At 56.5% G+C, this 26,903-nt stretch carries 26 protein-coding genes; 18 read left to right on the top strand and 8 right to left on the bottom strand.

The features are described 5' to 3' along the window. Window positions 1–7 precede the first annotated feature (7 nt). From guaB to Q0778_RS02645, 5 genes are all read left to right on the top strand, one after another. Window positions 8–1,462 (top strand): IMP dehydrogenase, encoded by a 1,455-nt coding sequence (guaB, locus tag Q0778_RS02665; RefSeq protein WP_298333802.1) that lies wholly within the window; start codon window positions 8–10, stop codon window positions 1,460–1,462. 11 nt (window positions 1,463–1,473) lie between these two features. Next, a complete protein-coding gene (locus Q0778_RS02660) occupies window positions 1,474–1,746 on the top strand; it encodes a hypothetical protein (protein WP_298304746.1) in 273 nt (90 codons plus the stop codon). Continuing rightward, the gene (locus tag Q0778_RS02655; protein ID WP_298333800.1) at window positions 1,743–2,924 is read left to right on the top strand and encodes an RsmB/NOP family class I SAM-dependent RNA methyltransferase; all 1,182 of its coding nucleotides are present in this window, start codon (window positions 1,743–1,745) and stop codon (window positions 2,922–2,924) included. Before Q0778_RS02660 ends, Q0778_RS02655 begins: the two co-directional genes overlap by 4 nt. 74 nt (window positions 2,925–2,998) lie before the next feature. Further along, window positions 2,999–3,505 carry a tetratricopeptide repeat protein gene (locus Q0778_RS02650; protein ID WP_298304750.1) on the top strand — a complete coding sequence of 169 codons (507 nt, stop codon included), beginning with the start codon at window positions 2,999–3,001 and terminating at the stop codon, window positions 3,503–3,505. 23 nt (window positions 3,506–3,528) lie between these two features. After that, window positions 3,529–4,203 (top strand): glutathione S-transferase family protein, encoded by a 675-nt coding sequence (locus tag Q0778_RS02645; RefSeq protein WP_298333798.1) that lies wholly within the window; start codon window positions 3,529–3,531, stop codon window positions 4,201–4,203. Window positions 4,204–4,209: 6 nt separating this feature from the next. Here Q0778_RS02645 and Q0778_RS02640 read toward each other — a convergent pair whose 3' ends face one another. Continuing rightward, complete coding sequence (locus tag Q0778_RS02640) at window positions 4,210–4,683, bottom strand: RNA pyrophosphohydrolase (RefSeq protein ID WP_298333796.1); 474 nt, start codon at window positions 4,681–4,683, stop codon at window positions 4,210–4,212. After that, window positions 4,684–5,628, bottom strand: coding sequence for an alpha/beta hydrolase (locus Q0778_RS02635; protein WP_298333794.1), 945 nt, complete (start codon window positions 5,626–5,628; stop codon window positions 4,684–4,686). Between the two features lie 74 nt (window positions 5,629–5,702). Between Q0778_RS02635 and Q0778_RS02630 the strand changes: the two genes are divergently transcribed. The 5 genes from Q0778_RS02630 to Q0778_RS02610 all read left to right on the top strand — a co-directional run bounded on the left by Q0778_RS02630 (window position 5,703) and on the right by Q0778_RS02610 (window position 11,855). Beyond that, entirely contained in the window at window positions 5,703–6,659 is a 957-nt protein-coding gene (locus tag Q0778_RS02630; RefSeq protein ID WP_298333792.1) for a metal-dependent hydrolase, read from the top strand. A gap of 15 nt (window positions 6,660–6,674) precedes the next feature. Further along, complete coding sequence (locus Q0778_RS02625) at window positions 6,675–8,069, top strand: deoxyribodipyrimidine photo-lyase (protein WP_298333790.1); 1,395 nt, start codon at window positions 6,675–6,677, stop codon at window positions 8,067–8,069. A gap of 69 nt (window positions 8,070–8,138) precedes the next feature. Beyond that, window positions 8,139–9,389: a cyclopropane-fatty-acyl-phospholipid synthase family protein gene (locus Q0778_RS02620; protein WP_298304768.1), complete on the top strand. Its 1,251-nt coding sequence runs from the start codon at window positions 8,139–8,141 to the stop codon at window positions 9,387–9,389. A 22-nt stretch (window positions 9,390–9,411) separates the two neighbouring features. After that, a complete protein-coding gene (locus Q0778_RS02615; protein ID WP_298333788.1) occupies window positions 9,412–10,635 on the top strand; it encodes a serine hydrolase in 1,224 nt (407 codons plus the stop codon). A 26-nt stretch (window positions 10,636–10,661) separates the two neighbouring features. Continuing rightward, entirely contained in the window at window positions 10,662–11,855 is a 1,194-nt protein-coding gene (locus Q0778_RS02610) for a serine hydrolase domain-containing protein (protein WP_298333786.1), read from the top strand. A gap of 33 nt (window positions 11,856–11,888) precedes the next feature. Here Q0778_RS02610 and Q0778_RS02605 read toward each other — a convergent pair whose 3' ends face one another. From Q0778_RS02605 to purF, 3 genes are all read right to left on the bottom strand, one after another. Then, entirely contained in the window at window positions 11,889–12,236 is a 348-nt protein-coding gene (locus Q0778_RS02605) for a PilZ domain-containing protein (protein ID WP_298304776.1), read from the bottom strand. Window positions 12,237–12,376: 140 nt separating this feature from the next. Then, complete coding sequence (locus Q0778_RS02600; RefSeq protein ID WP_298333783.1) at window positions 12,377–13,090, bottom strand: SDR family NAD(P)-dependent oxidoreductase; 714 nt, start codon at window positions 13,088–13,090, stop codon at window positions 12,377–12,379. 12 nt (window positions 13,091–13,102) lie between these two features. Further along, window positions 13,103–14,620, bottom strand: coding sequence for an amidophosphoribosyltransferase (gene purF / locus Q0778_RS02595; RefSeq protein WP_298304782.1), 1,518 nt, complete (start codon window positions 14,618–14,620; stop codon window positions 13,103–13,105). A gap of 234 nt (window positions 14,621–14,854) precedes the next feature. Here purF and Q0778_RS02590 point away from each other — a divergent pair, with 234 nt between their 5' ends. From Q0778_RS02590 to Q0778_RS02575, 4 genes are all read left to right on the top strand, one after another. Continuing rightward, window positions 14,855–16,093 (top strand): lipoprotein-releasing ABC transporter permease subunit, encoded by a 1,239-nt coding sequence (locus tag Q0778_RS02590; RefSeq protein WP_298304785.1) that lies wholly within the window; start codon window positions 14,855–14,857, stop codon window positions 16,091–16,093. Then, a complete protein-coding gene (locus Q0778_RS02585) occupies window positions 16,086–16,760 on the top strand; it encodes an ABC transporter ATP-binding protein (protein WP_298304789.1) in 675 nt (224 codons plus the stop codon). The genes Q0778_RS02590 and Q0778_RS02585 overlap by 8 nt, the downstream gene beginning before the upstream one ends. A 94-nt stretch (window positions 16,761–16,854) precedes the next feature. Further along, window positions 16,855–17,397, top strand: coding sequence for a hypothetical protein (locus Q0778_RS02580; RefSeq protein WP_298333781.1), 543 nt, complete (start codon window positions 16,855–16,857; stop codon window positions 17,395–17,397). Continuing rightward, the gene (locus Q0778_RS02575; protein ID WP_298333779.1) at window positions 17,394–17,873 is read left to right on the top strand and encodes a glutathione peroxidase; all 480 of its coding nucleotides are present in this window, start codon (window positions 17,394–17,396) and stop codon (window positions 17,871–17,873) included. The genes Q0778_RS02580 and Q0778_RS02575 overlap by 4 nt, the downstream gene beginning before the upstream one ends. A 6-nt stretch (window positions 17,874–17,879) precedes the next feature. Here the strand turns inward: Q0778_RS02575 and Q0778_RS02570 are convergent, their stop codons facing one another. Further along, window positions 17,880–18,170, bottom strand: coding sequence for a hypothetical protein (locus Q0778_RS02570; RefSeq protein ID WP_298333777.1), 291 nt, complete (start codon window positions 18,168–18,170; stop codon window positions 17,880–17,882). Between the two features lie 100 nt (window positions 18,171–18,270). Here Q0778_RS02570 and dnaE point away from each other — a divergent pair, with 100 nt between their 5' ends. Together dnaE and Q0778_RS02560 are read left to right on the top strand one after the other, a co-directional pair. Further along, the gene (gene dnaE / locus Q0778_RS02565) at window positions 18,271–21,771 is read left to right on the top strand and encodes a DNA polymerase III subunit alpha (RefSeq protein WP_298333774.1); all 3,501 of its coding nucleotides are present in this window, start codon (window positions 18,271–18,273) and stop codon (window positions 21,769–21,771) included. Next, window positions 21,771–22,580, top strand: a complete 810-nt coding sequence (locus Q0778_RS02560; protein WP_298333772.1) for a DUF4019 domain-containing protein — start codon at window positions 21,771–21,773, stop codon at window positions 22,578–22,580. Before dnaE ends, Q0778_RS02560 begins: the two co-directional genes overlap by 1 nt. 67 nt (window positions 22,581–22,647) lie before the next feature. On the opposite strand, the gene Q0778_RS02555 is transcribed toward Q0778_RS02560, so the two are convergent. Next, the gene (locus tag Q0778_RS02555) at window positions 22,648–22,806 is read right to left on the bottom strand and encodes a hypothetical protein (RefSeq protein WP_298333770.1); all 159 of its coding nucleotides are present in this window, start codon (window positions 22,804–22,806) and stop codon (window positions 22,648–22,650) included. A gap of 136 nt (window positions 22,807–22,942) precedes the next feature. Between Q0778_RS02555 and Q0778_RS02550 the strand changes: the two genes are divergently transcribed. Next, the gene (locus Q0778_RS02550; protein WP_298333768.1) at window positions 22,943–23,728 is read left to right on the top strand and encodes a DUF4019 domain-containing protein; all 786 of its coding nucleotides are present in this window, start codon (window positions 22,943–22,945) and stop codon (window positions 23,726–23,728) included. Between the two features lie 79 nt (window positions 23,729–23,807). On the opposite strand, the gene Q0778_RS02545 is transcribed toward Q0778_RS02550, so the two are convergent. Next, window positions 23,808–24,935: an outer membrane beta-barrel protein gene (locus Q0778_RS02545; RefSeq protein ID WP_298333766.1), complete on the bottom strand. Its 1,128-nt coding sequence runs from the start codon at window positions 24,933–24,935 to the stop codon at window positions 23,808–23,810. A 354-nt stretch (window positions 24,936–25,289) separates the two neighbouring features. On the opposite strand from Q0778_RS02545, the gene Q0778_RS02540 reads away from it, so the two are divergent. After that, window positions 25,290–26,900 carry a long-chain fatty acid--CoA ligase gene (locus tag Q0778_RS02540; RefSeq protein ID WP_298304824.1) on the top strand — a complete coding sequence of 537 codons (1,611 nt, stop codon included), beginning with the start codon at window positions 25,290–25,292 and terminating at the stop codon, window positions 26,898–26,900. Window positions 26,901–26,903 lie beyond the last annotated feature (3 nt).

Genomic DNA, 26,903 nt, shown 5'->3' with positions numbered 1-26,903 from the left:
CGTGCATATGGAAATCCCCCTCGGCCTTACATTTGATGATGTCCTTCTCCGACCCGCGGAGAGCAATGTTCTGCCGAGTATGGCAAATACGGCAACGCGGCTGACTCGCGATATTGCACTCAATATTCCCGTTCTGTCCTCTGCGATGGATACTGTGACAGAGGCCGATATGGGCATTGTTATGGCGCAGCTTGGCGGCATCGGTGTCCTTCACCGCAATCTGACAGTCGACGAGCAAGTGGCCGCTGTGCGCGTGGTCAAACGCTTTGAAAGCGGCATGGTGGTGAACCCGATCACAATCGGCCCTGATGCTGTGCTGGGCGATGCACAGGCGCTTATGGATCAGCATAGGATTAGCGGTATTCCTGTGACAGATGACGCAGGCAAGCTCGTTGGCATCGTCACAAACCGCGACGTGCGTTTTGCCGAAAATCCTGCTCAGCCCGTTCGCGAGTTGATGACCACTGAAGACCTAGCCACCGTCCCCCTTGGCACCAGCCAGGAGGATGCGCGGCGTCTTCTGCATCAACGCAGAATCGAGAAGCTTCTGGTGGTGGATGATGATTACAAATGCATCGGCCTGATCACAGTGAAAGACATTGAGAAGGCCGTAACCTACCCAGATGCCACCAAAGACAGCGCAGGCCGACTTCGCGTAGCAGCAGCGAGTACGGTTGGTGACAAGGGCTTTGAGCGCACCGAAGCTCTGGTTGACGCAGAAGTCGATGTGGTCGTGATCGACACCGCACATGGCCACAATCAAGATGTCAGCCGCGCGGTCGAGCGGGTGAAGGCCCTCTCCAATTCGGTTCAGGTGATTGCTGGCAATGTTGCGACAGCCGAAGCCACTCGCGCGCTGATTGATGCAGGCGCAGATGCAGTGAAGGTCGGCATTGGCCCCGGCTCAATCTGCACTACGCGCGTTGTTGCCGGTGTTGGCGTCCCGCAGCTGACCGCCGTGATGGAAAGCGCTGAGGAAGCGGCCAAGTCTGGCGTACCCGTGATTGCAGACGGCGGCCTTCGCACCTCCGGTGATGCTGCTAAAGCGCTCGCTGCAGGCGCGTCATCCATTATGGTTGGCTCGATGCTCGCAGGTACAACAGAGAGTCCGGGCGAGGTATTCCTTTACCAAGGGCGATCTTACAAAGCCTATCGCGGCATGGGCAGCGTTGGCGCAATGGCGCGAGGTTCGGCTGATCGATACTTCCAACAAGATGTCTCAGCGCTTAAATTGGTGCCAGAGGGGATTGAAGGACAGGTGCCGTTCAAGGGCCCTGCGGCCGATGTGGTTCATCAACTTGTGGGCGGTGTTAAGGCGGCGATGGGCTACACGGGCTCTGAAACCATCGCTGACCTTCAAGAACGCGCACAGTTCGTTCGCATCACCAATGCAGGACTTTCCGAAAGCCATGTGCACGATGTTGCGATCACCCGCGAAGCCCCGAACTATCCGACGCGCTAGGAGGTCTTATTGTGGTTGAGTGGATTCCTTGGCTTTTGATTCTAGTGGGCTGGCATCAAGACACGCCAGACAATCAATCCGTGGTCAAAATCGAAGTGGCGGTCGATCAAGAAGAATGCGAGGCCATTGGTGCGCGCTATCTTGGGGAAGGCGAAGGGAGCGACCGTTTGTCTGACAGGTATCAATATCGTTATTTGTGTGCGCCCATGCCTGATCGCGCGTCCTTCAATGCAGCTGTTGAGCGTTGGCAAAACCAGCTGACTAAAGCCCCTCATCCCAAATGACCCCATCAGCCCGTGTCCAAGCCGCGATAGAGCTGCTCGATCAGATCATCGAAGGTGCGCGCAACAAGGGCGCGCCCGCAGACCGGCTAATTTCGGCCTATTTCAAAACACGTCGCTATGCAGGCTCAAAAGATCGGAGGGCGGTGCGCGACTTGGTGTATCAAGCGATCCGATTGTGTGGAGAAGTGCCTTACGATGGGCGCTCAGCCATGTTGGCGGTGGCAACGCAAGAAGAGGCATTGGTGCCTTTGTTCGACGGCTCTGCCCATGGGCCTGCAAAGATTGGCGGCGGCGAGATGGCTGCTTTCATCGGGACGGCTCCTGAGTGGCTTGACAAGAAGCTCGCAGCGGCAGGGATCTACGGCAAGGAGGCGGAAGCTCTGCTTCGACGCGCAGCACTCGATATTCGGGTGAATGCTCTAAAGGCGAACCGTGAGAGCATTGAACTGCCAGAAAATGGCGAGCCTCTATCGGCTCCCAATGCACTGCGGTTTCCAAGTGGGACGCAAGTTGAGCAATGGTCGCAATATCGCGAAGGCCAGATCGAAATCCAAGACCACGCCAGCCAGTGGGTGTGCGAGAGTTTTGAAGCGCAACCGGGTGAAACGATCATCGACCTTTGTGCTGGCGCTGGCGGTAAAGCCCTCGCTCTGGCGGCCAAGCTTGGCAATGCGGCGAGCCTCGTAGCGTGCGATACTGACAAGCGGCGCCTTGGTAATCTCGCACCGCGTGCTGCGCGGGCTGGTGCACAGATCGATCACACAGTCCTGCTCGATCCGGGACGTGAGCGCGAGGCGCTGGCACCATGGTTGGGCAATTCGGACCGTGTGCTGGTCGATGCGCCATGTTCAGGAAGCGGCACCTGGCGGCGCAGCCCTGAAGGGCGCTGGCGGCTTGATCCTGCCGAACTTAAGCGCCTCACCAAGCTGCAAGATCACGTGCTGGACATTGGCGCGGAATTGATAAAGCCCGGCGGCACACTCACCTTCGTCACCTGTTCCGTTCTCGATGACGAGGGCGCAAACCGGATTGACGCTTTTCTCGCCCGCCATGAAGGATGGTCGGTAACCAAACCAACGATTCCCCTGGGACGCTCACGCGGCAAAGGATTGCGCCTCACTCCGTTCCATGACGATACGGATGGCTTTTTTGTCGCCAATCTCGTTTCCGGGTGTTAGTCGTTGGTGTTATGGCTAAGCCTTCACCTCTAGGCCCATCTGACTTAGGGAAAACAAACTTCAAGGAGCTGTTCATGCGTTTCGCGCCGATTGCCGCTGCCCTCTCACTGTTTCTTGCAACCACAGCAAGTGTGACGAGCGCCGGTGATAAGGTGCCCGAACCGCGCGCGGTGCAATTGATTGCACTCGGTGAGGCAGCGCTTGCCAATGGCGACACTCAAGGGGCGATTGACGCGTTCGAAGCTGCCTTTGCGGTGGATCCGGCTTACACGCCGATTTTCTTGCAATTGGCTGAAGCGGCTCGCCAAGACGGTCTGCAAGGTAAGGCAATCGGTTATTACCGCGAAGCTTTGCAACGTGACCCGGACAATTTTGCCGCGATCTCAGGTGAGGGTGAGGCTTTGGTTGAGAAAGGCGCAGTCGAAAAGGCTCAGCGCAATCTTTCGCGGTTAGAGAGCCTTTGCGGATCTTCGTGTCCTGAAACAATGGCGTTGCAACAGACGATTGCCGCAGGTCCACCTGCGCGCTTAGCGGTAGAAACAATGGTGGACACCGCCGACGACGGTGCTGTTTCCAATTGAGTTAGCGCGCTATTCTGGCGCGCATGCTGACACTTCATCATCTCGAGTATTCGCAAAGCTTTCGCATCCTCTGGCTGCTTGAAGCCTTAGGCGCTGAGTATGAGCTTAAGAGCTATAATCGCGATCCGGAAAGCAATCTTGCGCCTGATGATTACAAGGCGCTTTCGCCTTTGGGCACCGCGCCGGTTGTGACCGATGGCGATCTGGTGCTCGCCGAAAGCAATGCGATCATCGACTATATTCTCGATAGCTATCCCGAAAGCCCGCTCAATCCGGTTGCGGGTCATAAAGATCGCGCACGGCATCTGTTCTGGTATCACTCATCGCCCGGATCGTTGATGAATTTGCAGAGCATTGCGATGATCTTGGGTCTGCTTGAGGCGCGCAGCCCGTGGCCGATCAGTTCCTTGCTGAAGTCGGTATTTGGTCAGGTGCGCAAGCTCTTCCTCAACCCGCGTTTGACTGCGATGTTGAAGCTGATGGAACACGACCTTGGCACGCAACCCTTCTTTGGCGGCGACCAGCTGACGAGCGCAGATATCACGCTGGTCTACCCAATGTATGCCGCGCGCGACAAAGGGCTCTTCGAGGACGGTTTTCCCAATGTCGCGGCATGGTTTGACCGGATCGAAGCAATCGACAGCTTCAAAGCCGCGCGTGCCAAAGATGACCGCCCGCACATCGCGTTCCGTTTCTGAGCAAGCTTAGATCAGGGGCGCGAATTCCGCGACCAGTTCTTCGTAAACTGCGCGTTTGAACGGGATGATAAGCTTGGGTAGATCGTGAACGTTTACCCAGCGGAAGGACTGAAACTCGGCTTCATGATGGGCGTTGAGGTCGATGTCGGCATCGCTTCCGGTAAAGCGACCAAGATACCAATGCTGTTCCTGACCGCGATATTTGCCCTTCCAAATGCGACCCAAGAGCTCTGGCGGAAGGTCATATTTGAAGGTCCTGTCCCCGCCAGCAATGATCTCCACCAAATCTGCGCCAACCCCAGTTTCCTCCTGAAGCTCTCTAATTGCCGCAGCCCTAGGCTGTTCGCCCGGATCAATGCCGCCCTGGGGCATTTGCCAAAAGCCATGTGCGCGCTTGTCGATGCGCTCGCCCACGAAAACGTGGTTTTCTTGGTTTACGAGCATGAACCCAGCACAAGGACGGTAAGGAAGGTCGCTCACTTAGACGCTCCCCAGCATCAGCGTCATCGCGCCGATTATCCGCTCAAGGTCTGATTGTGTGCTTGGCACAGCGGCGCGGATATTGGTGAAGGAATGAGTCACACCTTGCATCTCCAAATAGACCACATCGCGCCTCGCCTCGACCAAGGCCTTGGCGTAGTCGCGACCCGAATCGCGGATGGGATCAAGGCTGGCGGTTGCGACAACCGTTGGCGGAGCGTTGGAATGATCGCCAAGGATCGGAAAGCCGCGCGGATCGGTGCGGTCAGCCTGATAGGCTGCATCGAAGAACTCGATTGCAGCCTTGGTAAGCACATGGCCTTCGGCGAAAGTTTCAAGACTATCAGAGCCGATGGCATTGCTGGCGAGCGGGAAGATGGGAACTTGCAACACAATCGGCACATCGGCGGGCGAGGCACCCAACACTTGCCCGACCACAATCGTTGCATTCCCGCCTGCGCTGTCGCCCATGGAGATGATCCCGGTTGCTTTGCGGTCCAGTTCTGCCGGTGAGGACGCGACCCAGCGCGTGGCTGCCTCACAGTCTTCAATCGCTGCGGGGAAAGGGTGTTCGGGCGCGCGGCGGTAATCGACCGCGATCAAGGGTAGGTCCATCAGCGCAGCGATCTCTGTGCAAAGATTGTGATGGGTTTCCAGATCGCCAATCACAAAGCCACCGCCGTGATAAAACGTGATGAGCGGCCCGGGATCACGGCTCTCGCGCGCATCGTAGAGGCGTAAGGGGATATCGCCCGCAGGTCCGGGGCACGTCAGATCGCGAATAACCGCAAGGTCGCGGGCCGGGCGGTCGGCCATTGCGTGCAGCGCGACATAAGACTGGCGTGCCTCTTCGAGCGTCATATCAGCCAGTGCTGGACCACCCACTGCTGCAAGTGCGTCTAGAAAGGCCTTCATATCCGGGCGCGTATAGGGGCTTTCGGTCATTACTTGGGGTTCTCCCGCTTGGTCTTTGACGGACCTATGCACCATCGCTAATCGCCAGCAAATGGAAATCACAAATGGATAATTTGACGCATAGCCTCGTCGGCGCAGTTATGGGACAGGCGGGCCTTAAGAAGAAGACCGGGCTTGGAATGCCTGCGCTCATCATCGGGGCGAATCTGCCCGATGTTGATGCGGCGTGTTTCTTCTGGCTCGAGGGGACCGAGCATTTGGGGTTTCGGCGTGGGATCACCCACGGACCGCCTGCGTTGGTCATCTTACCGCTGATCTTGGCGGGCATCCTTTGGTATTATGACCGTTGGCAAACCAAGCGGGGTAAACGACCAGAGGGGCGTTTGCCGGTCCATTTTGGCTGGCTTTATGGTTTGAGTTTTCTGGGAGCCTTGAGCCATCCCTTGCTCGATTGGTTGAACGTTTATGGCGTTCGATTTTGGGAGCCGTTTGCGCCCACTTGGGCCTATGGCGATACGCTGTTTATTATCGACGTGTGGCTATGGGCGCTTCTCTTAGTCTCTGTCTGGTGGGGTTGCGCCCGAGAGAAGTCTGGCGGTAATCAGCGACCAATTGCGCGTGGCGCGATCGCAATAATGCTTGCCTACATCGCTATGAATTGGGCCATTACATGGATAACTTATCAGACGAAGGGTGTTCTCGCAGAACCTTATCCGACTGAGTTTATTGCCTCGCCTGAGCCCATTACATCACTCAGCCGGGAACGGATTGCTAAACTCGAAGATGGTCGATGGGTTTCCAACCGGTGGGACGGGGATGACGCAGGGTATGGTTATCGCCATTCCGCCGCTACGCAGTGTGTGCTTCCGGACTTTGGTGATGGGTATCATCACAATGCCCAGCTCGAAGCATTCCTCTTCTGGTCGAGAGCGCCCATGGCAATGCGCGCTGATGACGGATCATTGAACTTGTTTGATGCGCGTTTCTATGACCCTCTCACGCGGGACCGGTTCACCGTACCCGTCCCTGATTTGCAATGTGAGGAACTTGGGAGCGACTAAAGCGCTTCACCTCGCATGAGTGACACACAAATCGTCTGGCTGAGGCGCGACCTGCGCATGGCGGACAATCCTGCCCTGTATGAAGCCGCCAAACGCGGCCCGGTGATCGCAGTTTATGTACTCGATGATGACCGAGCCAGTACCCATGCCTATGGCGGCGCTTCACGCTGGTGGTTGCACCATTCGCTGGAGAGCCTTCAACGCAGCTTTGCCCAGCGCCATGCAAAGATCGTGCTTCGGTGCGGTGATGCGGTGGAACAATTGCTGCAGATTGCTGCGGAGACCGGCGCGATCACCATCCACGCGAACCGCCATTTCGAACCTTGGTGGCGCAATGCGGAAAAAGCGCTGGGCGAGAAGATTGACTTGCAGCGATATGACGATGCGAACTTTCTGACCGTCATGGGATCAATCAAAACGGGTTCGGGCGGGCAATACAAAATCTACACTCCATTCAGCCGCGCTGTGCGCTCACAGTTTCCACCACGCGATATATTGCCGGAACCTGAGAGTTTGTCGTCGCCCGAGAGCCTCCCGGTAAGCGATGCGCTAGAGGACTTGAACCTGCTTCCAACCAAGCCTGATTGGGCAGGTGGTATGCGCGATTTCTGGAATGTGGGTGAGGCCGCGGCTCACGAGCGGCTCGATTGGTGGGAGACCCACGTCGATGATTATGACGACAAGCGCAATCACCCTTCGGTCGAGAAGACATCTCGCCTGTCACCTCACCTTCATTTTGGTGAGATCACCCCGTTGCAGATTTGGCATAAGTTGAAGCACAAACGCTCAAAAGGGTGGGACACTTACGAGGGCGAACTGATCTGGCGAGACTATGCCCAGAACACCGTGGCGCAGTTCCCGCTTTACGCGCGGAGTAACTACCGCGAGGACTTCGACCAAATTCAGTGGCGCAATCCTGAGACCGATCCGCAAGCTGCACGCGATCTTAAGAAATGGCAGCAAGGTCGCACCGGTTACCCGATTGTGGATGCTGGCATGCGCGAGCTTTGGCAGACCGGGTGGATGCACAACCGTATCCGAATGATCACGGCGAGTTTCCTTATCAAGCACCTGTTGATTGACTGGCGACACGGGGAACAATGGTTCTGGGACACACTAGTCGATGCCGATTACGCGTCGAACGCCACCAATTGGCAATGGACCGCTGGGACTGGAGTCGATTCGAATATGTTTGTGCGCATAATGGCACCGCTCTCGCAGTCGGAGAAATTCGACGCGGCTGCCTATATCCGCAAATTCGTTCCCGAGCTCGCCAGCCTTGATGAGCCTTATATCCATGATCCGGAAGACCACGGCTGCTTGCCCAAGTCCTATCCTTCCAAGATGATCGCCCATAAAGCCGCCCGCGAGCGTGCTTTGGCAGCATACCGGGCGATGAAAGGCGATTGAGCCCACGCTGGCGGTAAAACCGCTAAGCCTCTCTTGCTCAGGCCTTTCTCCCGGGCCTATGGGTGAGACATGACGGTGCAGGGCGCGACACATGAAGAGGTAAGGGGCAGTGCGCTTCTCCATGCAGGCGAGCGTTTTGCCTCTGCCCCAAGCCTCCTAACACGCCTGATCTCTCCCGGTTTTCGGACTATCGTGCGTCGAATTGACACCGGTCTCGAACGGGGTTCGTTGCTGGCGCATCTCCCTGATGGCACGACCGAGATGCTGGGCGGGCGTTCACCCGGGTTCGATGCAGAGATTTGGCTGAAGGATTGGCGCGCGCTTTTGCGGCTTGCGGCAAGCGGGGTAATTGGGTTTTACCAAGGCTATGAAGCGGGCGAGTGGGAGACACCTGATATGGTGGCCTTGCTCGCGCTGATGTCCGCCAATGTGCGTACCTTAGGTGACGCGGCGCGCAGCACCGGTCCGTTCAAATGGGCGGCCAAATTGGCACATAGGCTCAACCGCAACAGTAAGGTCGGTTCGCTTCGCAACATCGCTGCGCATTACGATATCGGGAATGATTTCTACCGTGCATGGCTTGATCCAACGATGGCCTATTCGAGTGCCTTTTCGATTGGGTCTGATGGGCTCGAAGCTGCTCAACGCCGCAAATTTTCGGCATTGTCCGAGAGGCTAGCGGACCCTGATTCCGCCCTCGAAATTGGGTGCGGTTGGGGCTCTTTGGCGGATCATTTGGCGAAGGGTGGAGCACACGTTACTGCGATCAGCCTTTCCGATGAGCAGCTTGGATATGCACGCGCATCTGCCAGCGAAAATGTCGACTTCCTCAAGCTCGATTACCGCGATGTCACCAGCCAGTATGACGCTATTGTCTCGTGTGAGATGGTCGAGGCTTTGGGCCGCGAGTATTGGCCTGACTTTATGGATTGCGTTGCGCGCAGTCTGAAACCTGGTGGACGCGCCGCGATCCAATATATCTCCATCGCGGACGACCTTTATGATGCTTACGCGCAAACCGTTGATTTTATTCAGGCCTATATCTTCCCCGGGGGCATGCTGATCCGCACAAGCGAGTTTCGTGCGTTGGCGGAAGAGCGTGGTCTGGAATGGCGTGATCAGGTCGATTTCGGTCTCGATTACGCTGAAACACTGCGCCTTTGGCATGCGAACTTTGATGCAGCAGTACATGAGAAACGCTTGCCAGCAGGGTTTGATCACCGATTTGTCCGGCTTTGGAAGTTTTACCTCACCTATTGCGAGGCGGGATTTCGCGCAGGCAATATCGATGTGCATCAGGTAACGCTGATCAAGGCATAGAAACGGGGGCAGGGGTCTACCCATGAAGAAAGCAGTTTTGGTGATTGTGGGACTCGTCGCAATAGGGCTTGGTGGGGCTTGGTTCTCCCTTGATGAGGACGCGCGCGCGTTTCTCGCAAAGGGACAGACAGATCCCAACGTCCTGTTCTGGTCGATCGAGGAGCGTGATGCGGGTTTCCGAGTGCTCGACGGTTTTCCGGTGCTCGCGGGCGCACACACAATTGCGGCCGGGGATGAGAGGCTAGAGCTGCCTAAAGGCGATCCGCTCCCTCTCGATATTGATGTTACGGACTATATGGCAAACCAGCGTTCAGCGGCATTGGTGATTGTTCACAAAGGCAATGTGGTGCTTGAAGAATACGGTCTGGATTTCACTGCTGACGCCAAATGGACCAGCTTCTCGGTCGCCAAGAGCCTTACCTCGACCCTAGTCGGAGCGGCCATCGCCGATGGTGCCATTCGGTCGGTTGATGATCCGGTCACCGACTATATCGTCGATCTCAAGGGCTCTGCGTATGACGATGTATCGGTTGCCCAATTGCTTACCATGACCAGCGGAGTGGCTTGGAACGAGGATTACGGTGACCCAAATTCCGATGTCGCCCAGTTCAACAATCACCAACCCGAAGAGGGCATGGACACCACCGTTAGCTATATGCGCAGCCTCCCACGTGAGGCTCCATCGGGTGAGAAATGGGTCTACAAGACTGGCGAGACGAACCTGATTGGCATTCTGGTGAGCGAGGCAACGGGCAAGTCACTCGCGGATTATCTCTCCGAGAAAATTTGGGCACCTTTCGGTATGCAGCAGGACGCGACCTGGCTGCTCAACAATGCGGGCAATGAGATCAGTGGTTGCTGCATCCAGGCCGCGACGCGGGACATGGCGCGATTTGGCCTCTTTATGCTCGGCGGTGGGCGCGTTAACGGAAAGGCGATCTTGCCAGAGAACTGGATTGCGGCAGCAACCACGAAACAAGCGGAGATTGGCACTCCTGGCGAAGGCTACGGTTACCAATGGTGGACTTATGATGATGGTGCCTATGCGGCTCAAGGAATCTTTGGGCAGGGTATCTTCATAGATGAGGCTCGCGACCTCATCATTGCGTCCAACGCCAATTGGCCCAGCGCGGTGCCAACCGAACAGGATGCTCAGCGGCTTGAATTCTATCGCGCAGTGCAAAGCGCGGTGGACGCTTTGAATGAAGACACGGAAGAGCAGGAAAACACCGAAGCTGCGGCGTAAGCTGCACGGATAGGGGAGCGGGTAGAATGAAGCGGATACCAACTATGTTAGCGAGTGTTGCAACGCTCGCCCTGAGTGCTTGCAGTTTTGGTGCCGCCGAAGGATTTGAAGGCGTCTCTGAACCGCTTGCCGCCGTTACCGATGTCACGCCACCGGAGCGCGCACCGTCTGAACTTCAGGTGCTGTTTTGGAGCGATGAAAAGCGCTCTACACGGTTCCGCGAAATGGAAAACTGGTTTGCCGGTAAGGAGGTGCCAGCCTCAACCAACCCGCGTGCGCTAAGCACGGGAGAGCCGCTCCCAGATGAACTTGCTCACGCCATTCGCAAGGTAATCGCAGATACCAATGCGGCGGGCGTCATGGTGCACCATAAGGGCGCTGTGCGGTTTGAAGAATACGGACTTGGCTTCGGGCGCGATCAGCGCTGGACCAGTTTCTCGGTCGCCAAGAGCTTCACTTCGACCCTTCTGGGGGCAGCGATCCAAGATGGCTTTATCGCTAATCTCGACGATCCAGTCACGCTCTATGTGCCCGGTCTGGCAGGATCGGCCTACGAAGGTGTCACCGTTCGTCAAATTGCAACCATGACCAGCGGTGTCGCGTGGAATGAGGATTACACCGATCCCAAAAGCGATGTTGCCCAGATGAATCAGTTCATCCTCGAATTTGGCGCGGAGGCTACGGTCGCCCAGATGCGCGGGCTCTCTCGCGAGGCTCCCGCCGGTGAGAAATGGCTCTACAAGACCGGTGAGACCAATCTCATCGGACTGGTGATTGAGAACGCGGTTGGTCTTTCCCTGGCCGAATATGCGCAGGAGAAGATTGTCGAGCCTGCCGGTCTGGCAGATGGCCTTTTCTGGATGGCCGATGCCCGGGGCGGAAGCATTGGTGGTTGCTGCCTGTCGCTGTCCTTGGGCGACTATACTCGTATGGGTGTCTTCGCACTCGAAGGCGGCGGTGGCTCAGTACCTGAGGGCTGGTTTGCCGAAGCGGGCGACAGTCTGGTAGACTTCGATAACAATCCCGGTTTTGGCTATGGCTACCAATGGTGGACCTATCCCCAAGGCTTTGGAGCGCAGGGGATTTTTGGGCAATCGATTACGATTGTTCCGGAAAAGGAATTGGTTGTTACAGTAGTCGGCAATTGGTCGACCGCAACCAGTTTTGCGCACCGCGCCACATGGCTTGATATTACATATCGGATTGCGGCTTTAGATTAAGGCAGGAGGTCTCGACGCCTCGCGCCCCTCAATTCAGATCATTGGGCGACTAACACCGGTGCTGGTGTAACGCTGCAGAATGTTGTCGTGGACGATTGGGCTGAGAAGCTCTTCGAACGCACAACCAACGATGCAGTTCTCCCACCAAACAACCTGTGCCTGAAGCGATTCGAGCCCGGGCAGGGTGAGCCAGCACATCTGACCTTCGTGCATGCGGTTGATTGAGCTCGCGGAGAAACCCGAGATAGAAAGATCCTGCACATTGGTTTGGAATGCGCGACCGCCTGATGCCCGTAGGGTCGCAGGGATCGTCAGTCGCGTGCGCGGTGAACAACGATCTTCCTGAGCGGCGGTGTGATAGCGGTTATCTCCGATCGGCATAGCCGTACAACCTTCTTCCAATCAGCGGGGGCTTCTATGATTGAAGAAGGGATGCCCGAATCTCCCTTATCGAAGGTTTCAGGTCTTGGTTAATCGGTCGATAAGGAATGATCGCGGGGACGAAGAGAGCCCCCGATTAGTCAGTCGAACCGCTCACGGTGGCCGGTTTCGAACCCTTCGCTCGCGAGTGTGACAATGCGCTCGGCAACGACTTCGGGAACTTTGAGTGTTTCGGGATTCTCACCAGGATAGGCACGAGCACGCATGGCTGTTCGGGTTGCGCCGGGATCGACGATAGCAACGCGCAGCTCGCTCAGCTTTTCGACTTCCGCGCCGTAAGTCTCGAGCAAATTGTCGAAGGCTGCCTTAGTTGATCCATAGGCACCCCAGAATGCACGAGGGTCAGCACCAACACTGCTCGTCAGGCCAATCACTTTGCCCGCGTTGGCACGGCGCAAAAGCGGATCGAAGGAAGCCAAAAGAGCCTGCGTCGCGACCACATTGGTGAGGATCGCGGTGTTGAACTGCTTTGGTTCGATCTGACTAAGCGGTGTGAGCTCGGGCAAATAGGCCGCTGAAATCACCATGATATCCAGTGTGTCCCAACGTCCAGCAATGGCCGAGGCCAAGCGGCTGATCGCGTCTGGTTCGGTCAGATCGACCGGCGCGATAGTGGATGTCCCGCCAGCCTCGTGGATCTTGTCTTCGACCGCCTCGAGCTCTTTGACCTTACGAGCGGAGACGATAACATGTGCGCCTGCATCGGCGAGCGCGATTGCGGTTGCTGCACCGATGCCTCGGCTCGCGCCAGTGACGAGGGCGGTCTGTCCCGCGAGAGGTTTTGTGTCTGCCATATATTCCGAGATTTATGCCGCTTTTGGATCAGCGAAAGGGAGCTCATCGCTGCCTTCCTGATTTCTTGCAAGATCGGTGAGTGAAGTTGGGTAGTCACCGGTGAAGCAGGCATCGCAAAATTGTGGGCAGGAACTGTCGCGGCCCTTGGCGCCCACGGCCCGGTAAAGTCCGTCGATTGAGATAAAGGCGAGGCTGTCTGCTTTGATGAATTCGCGCATGGGTTCAATATCCATACGGGCCGCCAGCAATTTGGAGCGTTCAGGTGTGTCCACGCCGTAGAAACAGGAATGTGCGGTTGGCGGGCTGGCGACGCGAAAGTGGACCTCGGCCGCGCCTGCATCACGCATCATCTGGACGATTTTCAGGCTGGTTGTCCCGCGCACAATCGAATCGTCGATCAGCACTATGCGTTTGCCTTCAACAAGTCCGCGATTGGCGTTGTGCTTGCGCTTCACGCTCGAATCGCGCGCGCCATCGCTCGGTTGAATAAAGGTCCGGCCGACATAGTGTGATCGGATAATGCCAAGCTCAAATGGCACACCCGATTCCTGCGCATAGCCAATTGCGGCAGGCACACCGCTATCTGGCACGGGTACAATCAGGTCGACATCGCATGGCGCTTCGATAGCCAGTTCGCGTCCGATGGCTTTGCGGGCCTCGTATACGCTGTGGCCTGCGAAAATGCTGTCAGGACGGCTGAAATAGACGTGCTCAAAGATGCACGGACGTGGCGCAGGGCTGCCGAATGGGCGCATGCTATCGATCTCGCCGTCAAAGCCGACTTGAAGCATTTCACCCGGCTCAACTTCGCGGACCATTTTGGCTCCAACAACGTCGAAGGCGACACTTTCGCTGGCGAACAGAACCGACTCAGAGCCATCGCTGTTTTCCATCGTTCCCATCACGAGGGGGCGAATGCCCAGCGGATCGCGGCAGGCAATCATGCCCTCAGGGGTCATGACGATCAATGCATAGGCACCCTCAACCAGTCGGAGCGCATCGATCAAACGATCTGCGACCGTGGGATAGCGCGATGTAGCCACAAGGTGGATGATTACCTCGGTGTCAGAAGTCGACTGAAAGATCGACCCCTTGCCAACCAGGTCCTTCCTCAGCGCAAGCGCGTTAGAGATATTGCCGTTATGGGCAATCGCGAAACCGCCACTGGCAAGCTCTGCATAGAGCGGCTGCACATTGCGAAGGCCCGCGCCGCCAGTGGTCGAATAACGCACATGGCCCGCCGCCATGTTACCGGGGAGCTCATCAATCGCTTCTTGTGAAGAGAAATTCTCAGCCACATGGCCAAGACCGCGACGAGAGATGAAGTCTTTCCCGTCGAAGCTGGTTATACCTGCGGCTTCCTGTCCTCTGTGCTGGAGGGCGTGAAGACCCAGCGCTGTCGCAGCGGATGCTTTCTCCGCATTTATTGCGCCAAAAACGCCGCACTCTTCGCGCAGCTTGTCGCCGTCCTCATCAAGGAAAGGATGAGTGAGATTGCCTACCAATTGACCCGATCCGGTAAGTGCCATCGCTTATTCGCCCGCTGCGCTGCCCCGCCGATTGCGCGGTCAATGGCTGTGTTACGGCTCAATTACAAGCATTGTTACGGGAGGCTCCCCGAGATTCTGCGTTCCCTAGGTGCATCACGTGCTGAGTGATGCCTTGCGATTACACACAGATAGCACCGATCTGCACATTGTGCGGATGAGCCTTGCTGCTTAAAGCCTGCGTTCACCTAGCACTGTTCAAGAGCGCTCTCACCCATGCTCACTCCTTTCGAAAGAATGATTGCCAAGCGCTATTTGTGGCCGGGCAAAGGCGAGGCCTTTATTGCGCTGGTCGCTGGGATTTCAGTGGGCGTTGTGATGCTCTCGGTTGCCATGTTGGTACTTGTGATGAGCGTCATGGGTGGATTTCGGGCAGAGATGCTGGACAAGTTTTCCGGCCTCAATGGCCATGCCATCATACAGGCGTATGGCGGCGAGCTTGACGGTTGGGAGGGTGTGCTCACGGAAGTTCGCGCAACCGAAGGGGTTGTAAGCGCCTCGCCCTTGATCGAGCAGCCGCTCATCGCCGGCTATAATGGTCGCAACAACGCGATCTTTGTGCGCGGCAACACCGCAGAAGACATCGCCTCGATGAGCGACAAGGTAATCATGGGCGATATGGCCAACGTCACCGCTGGCAGTGGTAGAGTGGCCCTGGGCGTGCAGCTCGCGACAAATCTGGGCATTCGAGTCGGCGACACGATCACCATCATCAACCCCCAAGGGCGGGCGACCCCCTTTGGAACATCGATTCGACAAGTGGGATATGAGGTCGGCGCGATCTTCGAGATTGGCCTTTATGATTTCGATGAAACTTTCGTGATCATGCCCATGTCCGATGCGCAGACATTGCTGCTGCTGGGCGACAAAATCGGTTTGATAGAAGTTACGGTGACCGATCCGGACAATGTCGGCGATATCCTCGGCGGGATAGAGCAATCGCTTACGGGCCGAGCGGTGATCGCTGATTGGAAGACCATCAACTCGACCCTTTTCGAGGCACTTGAGGTTGAACGTGTAGCAATGTTTTTTGTGCTCAGCTTTATGGTGCTGGTCGCCTCATTTAACATCCTGTCCAGCCTGGTGATGCTGGTGCGAGCCAAGACGCGCGATATCGCAATCATGCGTACGATGGGGGCGACACGGCGGTCTTTGCTCAAGATCTTTGTGACCACCGGAACAACGATCGGCACACTAGGGACGGTCACAGGACTAATCGTCGGCTTTGTGCTGCTCTATTTCCGCAACCCCATCGTAAACGGCATTGCGGCCGTGACCGGCGTCGAGATTTGGGACCCTCAGGTGCGGTTCCTGACATCGCTCCCAGTGCGTGTTGATCCGTGGGAGATTATTGGCATTACGGCCTTGGGTATTGGTCTCAGCTTCTTGGCGACGCTTTACCCTGCGCTAAAAGCATCCAACACGGATCCTGTGCAGGTGCTGCGCTATGAGTGAGCCAATTGTTGCGCTTCGCGATCTGCGCCGTTCCTTCGAACAGGGGGAAACGCGGATAGACGTTCTTCGCGGGGTCAATCTCGACATTATGCCGGGGGAAATCGTTGCGCTGCTAGGGCCGTCAGGTTCGGGGAAGTCAACCATGCTTCAAGCGGTGGGGCTGCTAGAGGGCGGGTTCGAAGGTTCGATCCATATTGCTGGTGAGGCGGCGGAAAGTCTGCCGTCCGATGGCCGCACTCGTGTGCGCCGTGAGCACCTAGGCTTTGTCTATCAATTCCACCACCTGCTCCCCGATTTTAACGCGACCGAGAATGTCGTGATGCCACAAATGGTGGCGGGCACGTCTGAGACCGAGGCAAAGGCGCGCGCCGAAAGCTTGCTCGACAAGCTCGGTCTTGGTCATCGCCTGACCCATCGACCCAGCCAGCTTTCGGGCGGCGAGCAACAACGCGTTGCGGTGGCAAGAGCGCTTGCTAATCGGCCGACATTGGTTCTTGCAGACGAACCCACGGGCAACCTTGATGAGGCCACCTCTGATACAGTGCTCGGACAATTCCTTGAACTTGTGCGAGGCGAAGGGAGCGCAGCACTGGTCGCAACCCACAACGAGCGATTGGCGGCACGAATGGACCGAGTGGTTCGGCTTCACGACGGGGTGCTTGAGTGAAGGTTTAGCCGCTCCATATCGCCAATTTGCAGATTGCCACTCGCGTTTGGCTTAAACTCAAGGCATTGTTTAGGCCTGAGGGAGGGACCTAACCATGCTCACATTTTTCTACCCAATTGCGCTGCTACAGGCTACCGCTACGCCAGCTGAAACGGCGGCAACTCCGCCACCGGCTCCACCCCCACCATGCGAAAGCGAAGCCCATGCCGGCTTTGATCTGTGGGTGGGCGAATGGAATGTCTTCCCTAATGGAAGCGACGCTCAGGTTGCGAACAGTGGCATCGAAAAACTCTCTGGTGGCTGCACTATCCGTGAACAATGGATGCCGTTCCAAGGCGCTGGCGGGATCAGCCTATCGGCGGTCAATCATAACAGCGGACGCTGGGAACAGACCTGGGTCGGCAGCGACGGCAAGCGTGTTGATTTCGAAGGCGGCGTAGTCGATGGCAAGATGGTCCTCATGGGGTATTGGGATGATATCGGTGGACCTGGTGTCGATGCGCTTGTCCGGATGACCTACTCGCGCGAAGAGGATGGCAGCGTGCGCCAACACGGTGAAGCCTCGACGGACCATGGTCTTTCATGGCAAACGAGCTTTGATCTGATTTATCGACCAAAGGAAAATGATACACCATGACCACCGTCGCCGATTTCACCGTCACCACCAATCGGGGAGAAACGCTCGACCTTGCGACCAAGAAAGGTAAGGTCCTGCTGGTGGTCAACACGGCGTCCAAGTGCGGTTTTACTCCGCAATATGATGGGCTTGAAGCGTTGTATCAGCAATTCAAGGATCAGGACTTCGAGGTTCTTGGGTTTCCCTGCAACCAATTCGGCGCACAGGAGCCGGGCAATGCCGACGAGATCGCCGAGTTTTGCAAAGTGAACTTTGGCGTTACCTTTCCATTGATGGCGAAGATTGATGTGAATGGCGCGGACGCCTCACCTTTGTTCGATTGGATGAAATCGGAGAAGAAAGGCCTGATGGGATCGACCTCGATCAAATGGAACTTCACCAAGTTCCTGATCGACCGGGAAGGTAATGTGGTGAAACGCTATGGCCCACAAGACGCGCCCAAGGCTATCATCAAGGATATCGAGAAGCTGCTCTAGGCTATTTTACTTCCAGTGCCAGCGAAGCGGCTTCGTTGCCTCGCGAATAAGAAGTCCCTTTGCTTCGAGGTCGAGCTGGACAGTCTTGGCCCACCAGCCACAGGTCTTGCCTTGTGGGAACAGGTCTTCGCTCAGAAGAAGCTTGGCAGCTTCCCGTATTTCGTTCTGATTGAGACCGGGAGAATCCCTCGGCACAGCCTTTTCAAGTGCGGCACGCATATCTGCATATTTTGTAGCGTTGACCCTAGTGGTCTTGCCCGGCGTGTTTACGTTTTCGATCTCGATCATGTCGGCCATGGCTTCCCTCCATTCAATCCTGAATAGCTTGCCCCCAGCTTATCCCCAAGAGGGCGTGGTGCAAGCTTGAATGCTGGTCGGCGAAGCGTACTTTCAAATCATGCCATACGCTCCATTTGTCCCATTGCGCGTGCTCTCGTCCTATTCAATGCTTGAAGGGGCAATTGATCCCAAGGCGATTGCCAAACTCGCGAAGGAACGCAGATATCCTGCGGTGTCCATTTGCGACCGCAACGGCCTTTATGGCGCGGTCATGTTTGCTGGTGCTTGTAAGAGTGAGGGCGTGCAGCCGATTATCGGCACACTTTTGGGTGTCGCGCGCGAGGGGTCGGACGGCAAGCTTGTCGATTACTTCCCGCTCTTTGCCAAAGACGAGACAGGGTATGACAACCTCTGTCATCTGGTGTCGGCCGCACACCTCGATCGACCGCTGGAGCTGGAACCCCATGTGCAGATGGCTGACCTTGATGGTCACTCAGATGGGCTTATCGCCCTGACCGGGGCAGGCGAGGGTGCGCTGACCCGGCTGTTGGCTGAAGGGCAGAGGGATGCAGCGCGTGAGTTGATCGAACGTCTTGAGCATCTTTTTCCGAACCGGCTCTACATTGAGCTTGCCCGCCATGGCGATCCAGCATGCGCGCGGGCTGAAGAGTCGCTTCTTGAGATGGCCTATGCGAGAAATCTTCCGCTTGTGGCCACCAACCCTTCCAACTTTGCCGAGCCTCATATGCACAAGGCGCATGACGCCATGTTGTGCATTGCGAACTCGACCTATGTTGAGAACGAAGACCGCCCGCGCACCAACCAAGAAGCCTATGTGAAGTCAGCGCACATGATGCGCGACCTGTTTATTGATTTGCCAGAGGCGATTTCCAACACTCTCGTCATTGCACAGCGTTGTGCCTATGCGCCGCCTTATCGCGATCCAATTTTGCCCAGCCTTGCTGGCGATTTGGAAGGCGAGGCCAAGATGCTCGCCGACCTCTCTAAGTCTGGTCTCGAAGACCGTCTGGCATCTTACGAAGACCTCTCGGATGAGGATCGCGCGACCTATTTTGAACGGCTCGATTATGAGATCGGTATCATCGTCAATATGGGTTTTCCGGGTTACTTTCTGATCGTTGCCGACTTTATTCAGTGGGCCAAGGATCAGGGTATTCCGGTGGGGCCAGGTCGTGGGTCTGGTGCGGGCTCGATTGTGGCTTGGGCGTTGACTATCACCGATTTGGACCCCATTCAGTTGGGCCTGCTGTTTGAGCGTTTTCTGAACCCCGAACGCGTGTCCATGCCCGACTTCGATATCGACTTCTGCGAAACGCGGCGCGGGGAAGTAATCCGCTATGTGCAAGAGAAATACGGTTCCGATCACGTCGCGCAGATCATCACTTTTGGTAAGATGAAAGCGCGCGCTGTGCTGCGTGATTGCGGGCGGATTCTACAGATGAGCTATGGTCAGGTGGACCGGTTGTGCAAAATGGTGCCCAACCATCCGACTGACCCATGGACGCTGCCGCGCGCTCTGAATGGTGCTGCGGATTTCAAGAAGGAATATGACAACGACAATGAGGTGAAACGCCTCGTTGATCTGGCTTTGCAGCTCGAAGGGCTTCCAAGAAACAGCTCCACCCACGCCGCCGGCGTTGTGATCGGCGACAGGCCATTGGCGCAGCTCGTGCCGCTCTACCGCGACCCGCGCTCGGATATGCCAGTGACGCAATACGACATGAAAAATGTCGAGAGCAGCGGTTTGGTAAAGTTCGACTTCTTGGGCCTCAAAACGCTGTCCGTTTTGCGCAAGGCAGTGGACCTGCTTGCGGAGCGAGGGATCGAGATTGATCTGGGCGCGCTGCCATTGGACGATACGGGCGTTTATGACCTTATGCAGTCAGGTAACACGGTCGGCGTGTTCCAGCTGGAATCGGAAGGCATGCGCCGAACTCTGAAAGCGGTGAAGCCATCCAATTTCGGTGACATTATCGCGCTTGTCTCGCTCTATCGTCCAGGGCCAATGGATAACATCCCTCTGTTTGGTCAGCGTAAGGCGGGGGAGGTGCCGATCGAATATCCGCACCCGAAACTTGAAGGCATCCTGGCCGAAACCTATGGCATCTTCGTCTATCAGGAACAGGTGATGCAGGCCGCCCAAATCTTGGCAGGATACTCGCTGGGTGATGCTGACCTTCTTCGTCGTGCGATGGGTAAGAAGGTCCAGGCTGAAATGGACAAGCAGCGTGGACGCTTTGTCGAGGGTTGCAAGGAAGTTTCTGATATTGAGGCGAAACAAGCCAACGAATTGTTCGATTTGATCGACAAGTTCGCAGGCTACGGCTTCAACAAATCGCACGCCGCCGCCTATGCGCTGCTCGCCTTCCAGACCGCTTGGCTCAAAGCGCATTATCCAGAAGAATTCTACGCCGCTTCCATGTGCTTCGACATACATCAATCCGACAAGCTTTCGATCTTTGTCGATGACGCGCGGCGATATCCGGCAGAGCGGGAAGGGGGGGCAGGTGTCGAAGTCCTCCCGCCCGACGTGAACTATTCTCAGGCGAAATACACGACCGAGCAAACCGACCATGGATACGCGGTGCGATACGCACTCGCCGGTATCCGCAATGTCGGCGAAAAGGCGATGGACGCCGTCGTTGCCGAGCGCGAGGCCAATGGGAAATTCGAAAGCCTCAAAGACTTTTTCGAACGTATCCCGCAAGGTTCAATGAACCGGCGTCAGTTGGAGGGGCTGATTTGCGCAGGCGCGTTGGACGGCCTCCACCCGAATCGCGGGGAACTGTTTGCCAATGCTGACCTGCTGCTTGCAACCGCCGATGCTGCCGCGCGTGAACGCTCCAGCGGGCAGGGCGGCCTGTTCGGAGGAGACAATGCTCCGCAAGACGATCTGCGCCTTCAAACTAGCGAGCCATGGCCCCGTATCGAGCAAATGGCGAAAGAGCGTGAGAACTTCGGTTTCTATTTCTCAGCCCACCCGGTCCAACAATTCCGAGAGGCCGCCAATGCCCATGGTGCGCGCACCTATCAAAGCCTGATGGAAGGCGGCGCGCCAGCAGGAGGCCGCTCCACCGCTATGATCGCCGCTATGGTCGAGGGTGCGAGCAAAGGACGCACCAAGCGCGGGGCTGAATTCATCCGCGCCGATTTCTCTGACGCATCCGGCCAATTCTCCAGCGCTTGCTTTGAAGAATCGCTGGTCGAAAAATTCCCCGAATGGGCCGCGTCTGGCGAATGCGTGTTGCTGACCGTAGAGCTCGACAGCCCCAATCCGGGCGAACCCCCAAGGCTTACTGTTCGCGGCGCGCGGCCATTGGCGGCCGTCTCTGGCTCAATCCCCATGCTGCTCAAAGCCGACGTGCACAGCCTTGATGCAATCGCACAGCTCAAGCTTGAGCTGGCCACCTCGCAAGGCGCGCAAGGTGAGGTGCTGTTGAAACTCATCCTGAGCGACGAAGAGGAGGCGCATGTTCGTCTTGGCGCGAATTACGTCCTCAATGGCGATCTTGCCGAGCGATTGTCCGACATGGAAGGCCTTTCCAATGTCACACTGACCCCTGCTCGCGGGCGGGCCAGTCTTAAACTGGTGGCGTGATGCCTGACGACATTGTTGCGCTCACCGAGAAGGAAAAAGAGACCCCGCGGCTTCTTCTTGCAGGCTATGATGCCAAATCGAGCGCACATGAACTTGATGTTTCGGTCCACACACTGAACCATCGGTTGCGGAGCGCACGACGGAAATTGGGCGTCACCACCAGCAAGGAGGCTGCACGCATTGTGGCCCAGGCCAAGGGTAATGCCATTCAAACCTCTCCCAAACCTCTTGTGCACAAGGGATTAGGGATAAGAGAATCCGAGGAAATTCTAGAAAGTGTTTCTGCCGCGGATCGAAGTGAGGTGGGGCTGTTCCCTCTCATGACGCGGCGGAAAGGTATCTTGATTATGTCAATTTCTATCGCACTTGTCGCAGCCGTGTTGGTGGGCATTACTCCTACTGCCCTGACCGACTCCGTCGACAGCGGCAACACCGTTTCTACACCCTCACGCCCAGCAGATTCTGAGCTGAAGGCTCGCCGGTTTGTAGGACTGATTGACGCAGGTCTGTTCGATGAGAGCTATGCGGAAGCCGGGCAGGCCCTGCGTGATGAGTATGCCCCCAACAAATGGAAATTCGGGCTTACTCTGCGCATGACCAATGGAAAAATCCAGTCCAGGGAACTCGCAAGACTCAAGCAAACCAGTGAGTATGCAGGGCGAGAAAGCGGTCGGTTTGAGATCGTGGAATTCAACTCGCTCTTCGAGAAAAACAATCGAATGACTGAGCGCATTGTTCTGCGGCGGGGTCCCGAAGGCTGGGAAGTCGTGGACTATGAAATTGTTGGGGCTAGCGGCGCTGCAAATTGAGGCCTCGTCCCCGAAGACTTGCTATCGAGAATGGGGCCGGACTGTTCCGGCCCCTCTGTTTCTTGCTTCAATTGATCCATCGATGTCCATTTCGAGGGAAGGCGACATCCGAAAGGGGAAAGTTGCGCAGTAGCTGTGCACCGTGAAAATCAAGATCAAGATTGCCAAGAAACTGCGCAAAGGCCATGATCGCCATCGCGAATGATGCCTTTACAAATGGCTGCATGATCTAGGGGAGACAGAACGATTTTGCCGGCTCAACCTTTTGATGCTGTGCAGGTTGGGCCGATCCACATCGCCCTTGCTTTTAATCAGGTGGCTCGCAAAGCAAATGGGCAAGGCAATCTCGAATTGGCTGCCTCGTGACCGACGCATTGGAAACACTCACTGATAAAGAGAAAGAGGCGTTGCGCCTTTTGCTCGATGGTCACGATGCGAAGTCCAGTGCATCATCGCTTGGAATATCGGTCCACACCATCAATGATCGACTTCGCAATGCCCGACGCAAATTGGGTGTGTCGAACAGCCGGGAGGCCGCAAGAATTTTGGGGGCTGCCGAGGAGCAATTACCCCAAAATCATGCGCACACATCTTTCGGGATGGAAGACGGAAGCAGTGCCGATGACAATGCAATCCTCAATGAAATACGCCGAAGCGGCCTATCGCGGGCCGCCTGGCTGACTGGAGGAATGCTAATCATGTCTATCGCAATTGCTGCCGCCGTTGTTTTTCTTACTGCAGGAGTATCTGAGAGCACCACAACCAGAGCTTCGGGTGCTGCACAGGAGACCACGAGTCACGAAGCCGATGTGGCCGCACTCAACCGCGCCAACGCCTTTTTGGATCGCACTGACGCGTTTGATTGGCAAGGCAGTTGGGACGTTTCCGGAGGTCTTTTCCAATCGGATGTCTCGGCAAGCCAATGGGCGACACAGGTGGCGCCAGTCCGTGAACCGCTTGGCAAAGTCCGAAGCCGGTCACTTGCTTCAGTGGAACGTCAAAGCAGCCTACCGGGTGCGCCGGGAGGCGAGTTTCAGGTCCTTCAGTTCAACACCATGTTCGAAAATGAGCGAGGCCGTTCGATCGAGACCGTAGTAATGATGAAGGGGCCGAATGGATGGGAAGTGACGGGCTATTTCATTGCCTGAAGCTTCATCGTGACACGCAAGCCCAAAAAAAGGGGCCGGATTTCTCCGGCCCCTTCCTCATTTCTCTGCGTGCAAGGTCTTACATGCCCGAGCCCGGACCGTAAGTGACTTCCACACGGCGGTTCTGCAATTCGCGCACGCCATCTTCGGTGGGGACACGATTTTGTGTTTCGCCGAAGGCCTGACTTGATATCCGACCCATCGGGACGCCCTTACCAGCCAGATATTGGGTGACGCTCACATTGCGGCGCTCTGCAAGTGCCTCGTTATAAGTCGCACTACCCGAGCGATCGGTGTGACCGGCCAGCATGACCGCAGCCGTTCCACAATTTGCATAGGCGGTTACCGCATTGTCCAGGATGGTTGCTGCATCCGACGTGATCACTGATTCATCAAAATCAAAGAACACAATGTACGGCCCCGTGTTGCACGGTGGCGGTGGAGGCGGCGGCGGAGGTGGCGGAGGAGGAGGCGGCGGTGGAGGTGGCGGAGGAGGAGGCGGAGGAGGAGGCGGTGGTGGTGCTTCAGCGCCGAAGTTGTAGATGATGCTTGCGAGGATTGAGTGTGTTTCAAAATCAGGATCAAGCCCAGCGCCAGTGCTCGTCTCAAGATTGACACTATCAGCCCGGAAGTACCGATACTTTAAGCCAAAATCGACGTTCTTATTTACAGCAACGCGTGCTCCGGCGATGCCTTGGTAGGCAAAACCGGTGTCAGTGTCGTCGACAGGCGTGCCAATCGCGGCGTTACCGGCCTCAACGTCAATCCGTGCGATGCCGATTCCGCCACCTGCGAACACGGTGATTCCGTCATCATCACCAAATTCAACGAGGCCATTGACTATTCCGGCAAGTACACTGGCTTCATCAGAATCGAGCGTGTTTATCCCGCCAGGGATACCGGTGGCAGCCACAAAGTTGGGTGTGATCGCCTCAAGTTGTGTTGCGTCCTGTTCGCGGTAGCTCACATCAGCTTCAAGTCGGAAGAAACCAAAGTCATATCCGGCCAATACGCCAAAATCGAACCCGCTATCGCGATCAATACGGGCGGCCCTGTCTTCTTCAACCGGGCTTTCCAGATCAATGTCGATATCGCTATCAAAGGCAAAACCAGCGTCGACGCCAATGTATGGCTGGCCTTCGCGTGCTTGTGCAGGAGCAGCAATAACTGCTGCGGTGCCTGCCAACAAAAGTAGTTTTCTATTCACAATAGCCCTCTCTTAGGTTTCTTTAGGGAGAATAATTTTCGGCGCTGGCATTTGCAATGAAATGAGACGAAGCGGTGAAAAATTACGAAAAATCGAGTTGTAACTGGACAAAATGCCGATCTCTTCGGCGTGTGTCTCTGGATTTTGGTCGAAAGACGATACGAAAAGGCTTCATGCCGCGCCTCAGGCGGGATTCGCTAGCCGACTAGTTGAATCTTTGGCGGCTTCGTCTCCCGCCACTGCTTGCTCCAATTGGTAATATCGCGATTGCCAACCATCTTTGCGCACGGCATGGTCTTCGCCACATATGGGCCTTGGAGAGGGGCCGTCTACATCTGAGGAGAGCGATTTATCATGCCGACACAAACTCTTGGTGCCATGCAAGATCAGTCGATGCGCATCACCAACGTAATTGATCATGCCGCGCGCGAAGCCAGCGGCCGGGAGATTGTCACGCGCTGGGCCGATGGCAAGGAGACTCGCACCGATTGGGCCGGGATTCGCCGTGATGCGCTCAAAATGGCACAGGCTCTCGAAGCGCTGGGTCTCAAGCCAGGCGAGCGTGTCGCAAGCCTGGCGATGAACCACTCGCGCCACCTGGTGAGTTGGTACGGTGTCGCTGGCATGGGCGGTGTGCTGCACACCGTTAACCCGCGTCTATTCGATGATCAGCTTGAATACATCGTCACCCACGCTGAAGACCGCGTGCTACTCTACGATGCGGCGTTTCAGCCGATTGTCGACAAGATGAAAGATCGATGGCCAACGGTCGAGCATTACATTTGCTTCGATTCCGCCGATCACACGACGGCTTTCGAGGATTGGATCGGCGAACAGGATGGTGAGTACGACTGGTACCGGGGCGATGAGCGTGACCCCTGCATGATCTGCTACACCTCTGGGACGACCGGCAATCCCAAAGGCGTTCAGTACGAACATCGTTCAACCCTTATGCACGCGGTCGCTGGACTTCAGCCCGCCGCGTTCAATTTCTCGAGTGCATCTTGCATGCTCCCCGTTGTGCCGATGTTCCACGCGGCATCCTGGGGCCTTCCCTATGCTGGCGCGATGGCGGGGATCAAGTTCGTGTTCTCCGCCGTCAATGATCCGGCTGTCTTGCATGATTTGATGCTGCGCGAGGGCGTGACCGACAGCGCTGGCGTGCCCACGGTTTGGCTCGCCCACTTCCAATATTGCGACAAGGAAGGTCTCGATCTTCCGCCGCTAAAATCCGCCACCATAGGCGGCTCTGCTTGTCCGCGTTTTATGATCGAGCGGCTGATGAAGAACGGCACGCGGGTTCAGCACGCTTGGGGCATGACCGAGACATCGCCCATCGGTACGGTCGGCGGTCCAACTTGGGATTGGGATGAGCTCACCTTCGAAGAAAAGGTCGACAAGACTGCCATGCAAGGTCGCCCGATCTTTGGCGTCGAACTGCGCATCGTTGAGCTCGACGATATGACAACCGAGCTTCCGCGCGATGGTGTTGCTTCTGGCGCGCTCCAGATTCGTGGGCCTTGGATCATCCGACGCTATTTTAAAGCGGAGACTGATGCGACAAACAACGATGGCTGGTTTGACACCGGTGACGTGGGCATCATCCATCCCGATGGCACCCTGCAACTGACCGATCGCACCAAAGATGTAATCAAGTCGGGCGGAGAGTGGATCAGCTCAGTCGAGCTCGAGAATGCGGCTGTGGGCCACCCCGAAGTCGCAGAGGCGGCCTGTGTCGGCATGTACCACTCCAAGTGGGATGAGCGTCCTGTTCTCTTCGTCGTCAAGAATGAAGGTTCTGAGGTTACTGGCGAGCAAATTGTCGACCACTTAAAGCCGTTGATCGCCAAATGGTGGCTCCCCGATGCAGTGGAGTTTGTGGATGACATTCCGCACACGGCGACTGGCAAGATCTCGAAGAAAGACCTGCGCGAGCGCTTCTCTGACTACAAGCTGGAGGCATAAGCC

It is taken from the genome of uncultured Erythrobacter sp., assembly GCF_947502395.1.
In the GTDB taxonomy this organism is placed as follows: domain Bacteria; phylum Pseudomonadota; class Alphaproteobacteria; order Sphingomonadales; family Sphingomonadaceae; genus Erythrobacter.
Note: the sequence above shows the minus strand (reverse complement) of the source record. Positions and strands in the feature narration are given on the sequence as shown.

What these genes read in the sequence shown, in the direction of transcription:
- guaB (WP_298333802.1), top strand. Translation starts at nt 8, where the DNA reads ATGGAAATCCCCCTCGGCCTTACATTTGATGATGTCCTTCTCCGACCC.
- Q0778_RS02655 (WP_298333800.1), top strand. Translation starts at nt 1,743, where the DNA reads ATGACCCCATCAGCCCGTGTCCAAGCCGCGATAGAGCTGCTCGATCAG.
- Q0778_RS02650 (WP_298304750.1), top strand. Translation starts at nt 2,999, where the DNA reads ATGCGTTTCGCGCCGATTGCCGCTGCCCTCTCACTGTTTCTTGCAACC.
- Q0778_RS02645 (WP_298333798.1), top strand. Translation starts at nt 3,529, where the DNA reads ATGCTGACACTTCATCATCTCGAGTATTCGCAAAGCTTTCGCATCCTC.
- Q0778_RS02635 (WP_298333794.1), bottom strand. Translation starts at nt 5,628, where the DNA reads ATGACCGAAAGCCCCTATACGCGCCCGGATATGAAGGCCTTTCTAGAC.
- Q0778_RS02630 (WP_298333792.1), top strand. Translation starts at nt 5,703, where the DNA reads ATGGATAATTTGACGCATAGCCTCGTCGGCGCAGTTATGGGACAGGCG.
- Q0778_RS02625 (WP_298333790.1), top strand. Translation starts at nt 6,675, where the DNA reads ATGAGTGACACACAAATCGTCTGGCTGAGGCGCGACCTGCGCATGGCG.
- Q0778_RS02620 (WP_298304768.1), top strand. Translation starts at nt 8,139, where the DNA reads ATGACGGTGCAGGGCGCGACACATGAAGAGGTAAGGGGCAGTGCGCTT.
- Q0778_RS02615 (WP_298333788.1), top strand. Translation starts at nt 9,412, where the DNA reads ATGAAGAAAGCAGTTTTGGTGATTGTGGGACTCGTCGCAATAGGGCTT.
- Q0778_RS02610 (WP_298333786.1), top strand. Translation starts at nt 10,662, where the DNA reads ATGAAGCGGATACCAACTATGTTAGCGAGTGTTGCAACGCTCGCCCTG.
- Q0778_RS02605 (WP_298304776.1), bottom strand. Translation starts at nt 12,236, where the DNA reads ATGCCGATCGGAGATAACCGCTATCACACCGCCGCTCAGGAAGATCGT.
- Q0778_RS02600 (WP_298333783.1), bottom strand. Translation starts at nt 13,090, where the DNA reads ATGGCAGACACAAAACCTCTCGCGGGACAGACCGCCCTCGTCACTGGC.
- purF (WP_298304782.1), bottom strand. Translation starts at nt 14,620, where the DNA reads ATGGCACTTACCGGATCGGGTCAATTGGTAGGCAATCTCACTCATCCT.
- Q0778_RS02590 (WP_298304785.1), top strand. Translation starts at nt 14,855, where the DNA reads ATGCTCACTCCTTTCGAAAGAATGATTGCCAAGCGCTATTTGTGGCCG.
- Q0778_RS02585 (WP_298304789.1), top strand. Translation starts at nt 16,086, where the DNA reads ATGAGTGAGCCAATTGTTGCGCTTCGCGATCTGCGCCGTTCCTTCGAA.
- Q0778_RS02580 (WP_298333781.1), top strand. Translation starts at nt 16,855, where the DNA reads ATGCTCACATTTTTCTACCCAATTGCGCTGCTACAGGCTACCGCTACG.
- Q0778_RS02575 (WP_298333779.1), top strand. Translation starts at nt 17,394, where the DNA reads ATGACCACCGTCGCCGATTTCACCGTCACCACCAATCGGGGAGAAACG.
- Q0778_RS02570 (WP_298333777.1), bottom strand. Translation starts at nt 18,170, where the DNA reads ATGGCCGACATGATCGAGATCGAAAACGTAAACACGCCGGGCAAGACC.
- dnaE (WP_298333774.1), top strand. Translation starts at nt 18,271, where the DNA reads ATGCCATACGCTCCATTTGTCCCATTGCGCGTGCTCTCGTCCTATTCA.
- Q0778_RS02560 (WP_298333772.1), top strand. Translation starts at nt 21,771, where the DNA reads ATGCCTGACGACATTGTTGCGCTCACCGAGAAGGAAAAAGAGACCCCG.
- Q0778_RS02555 (WP_298333770.1), bottom strand. Translation starts at nt 22,806, where the DNA reads ATGCAGCCATTTGTAAAGGCATCATTCGCGATGGCGATCATGGCCTTT.
- Q0778_RS02540 (WP_298304824.1), top strand. Translation starts at nt 25,290, where the DNA reads ATGCCGACACAAACTCTTGGTGCCATGCAAGATCAGTCGATGCGCATC.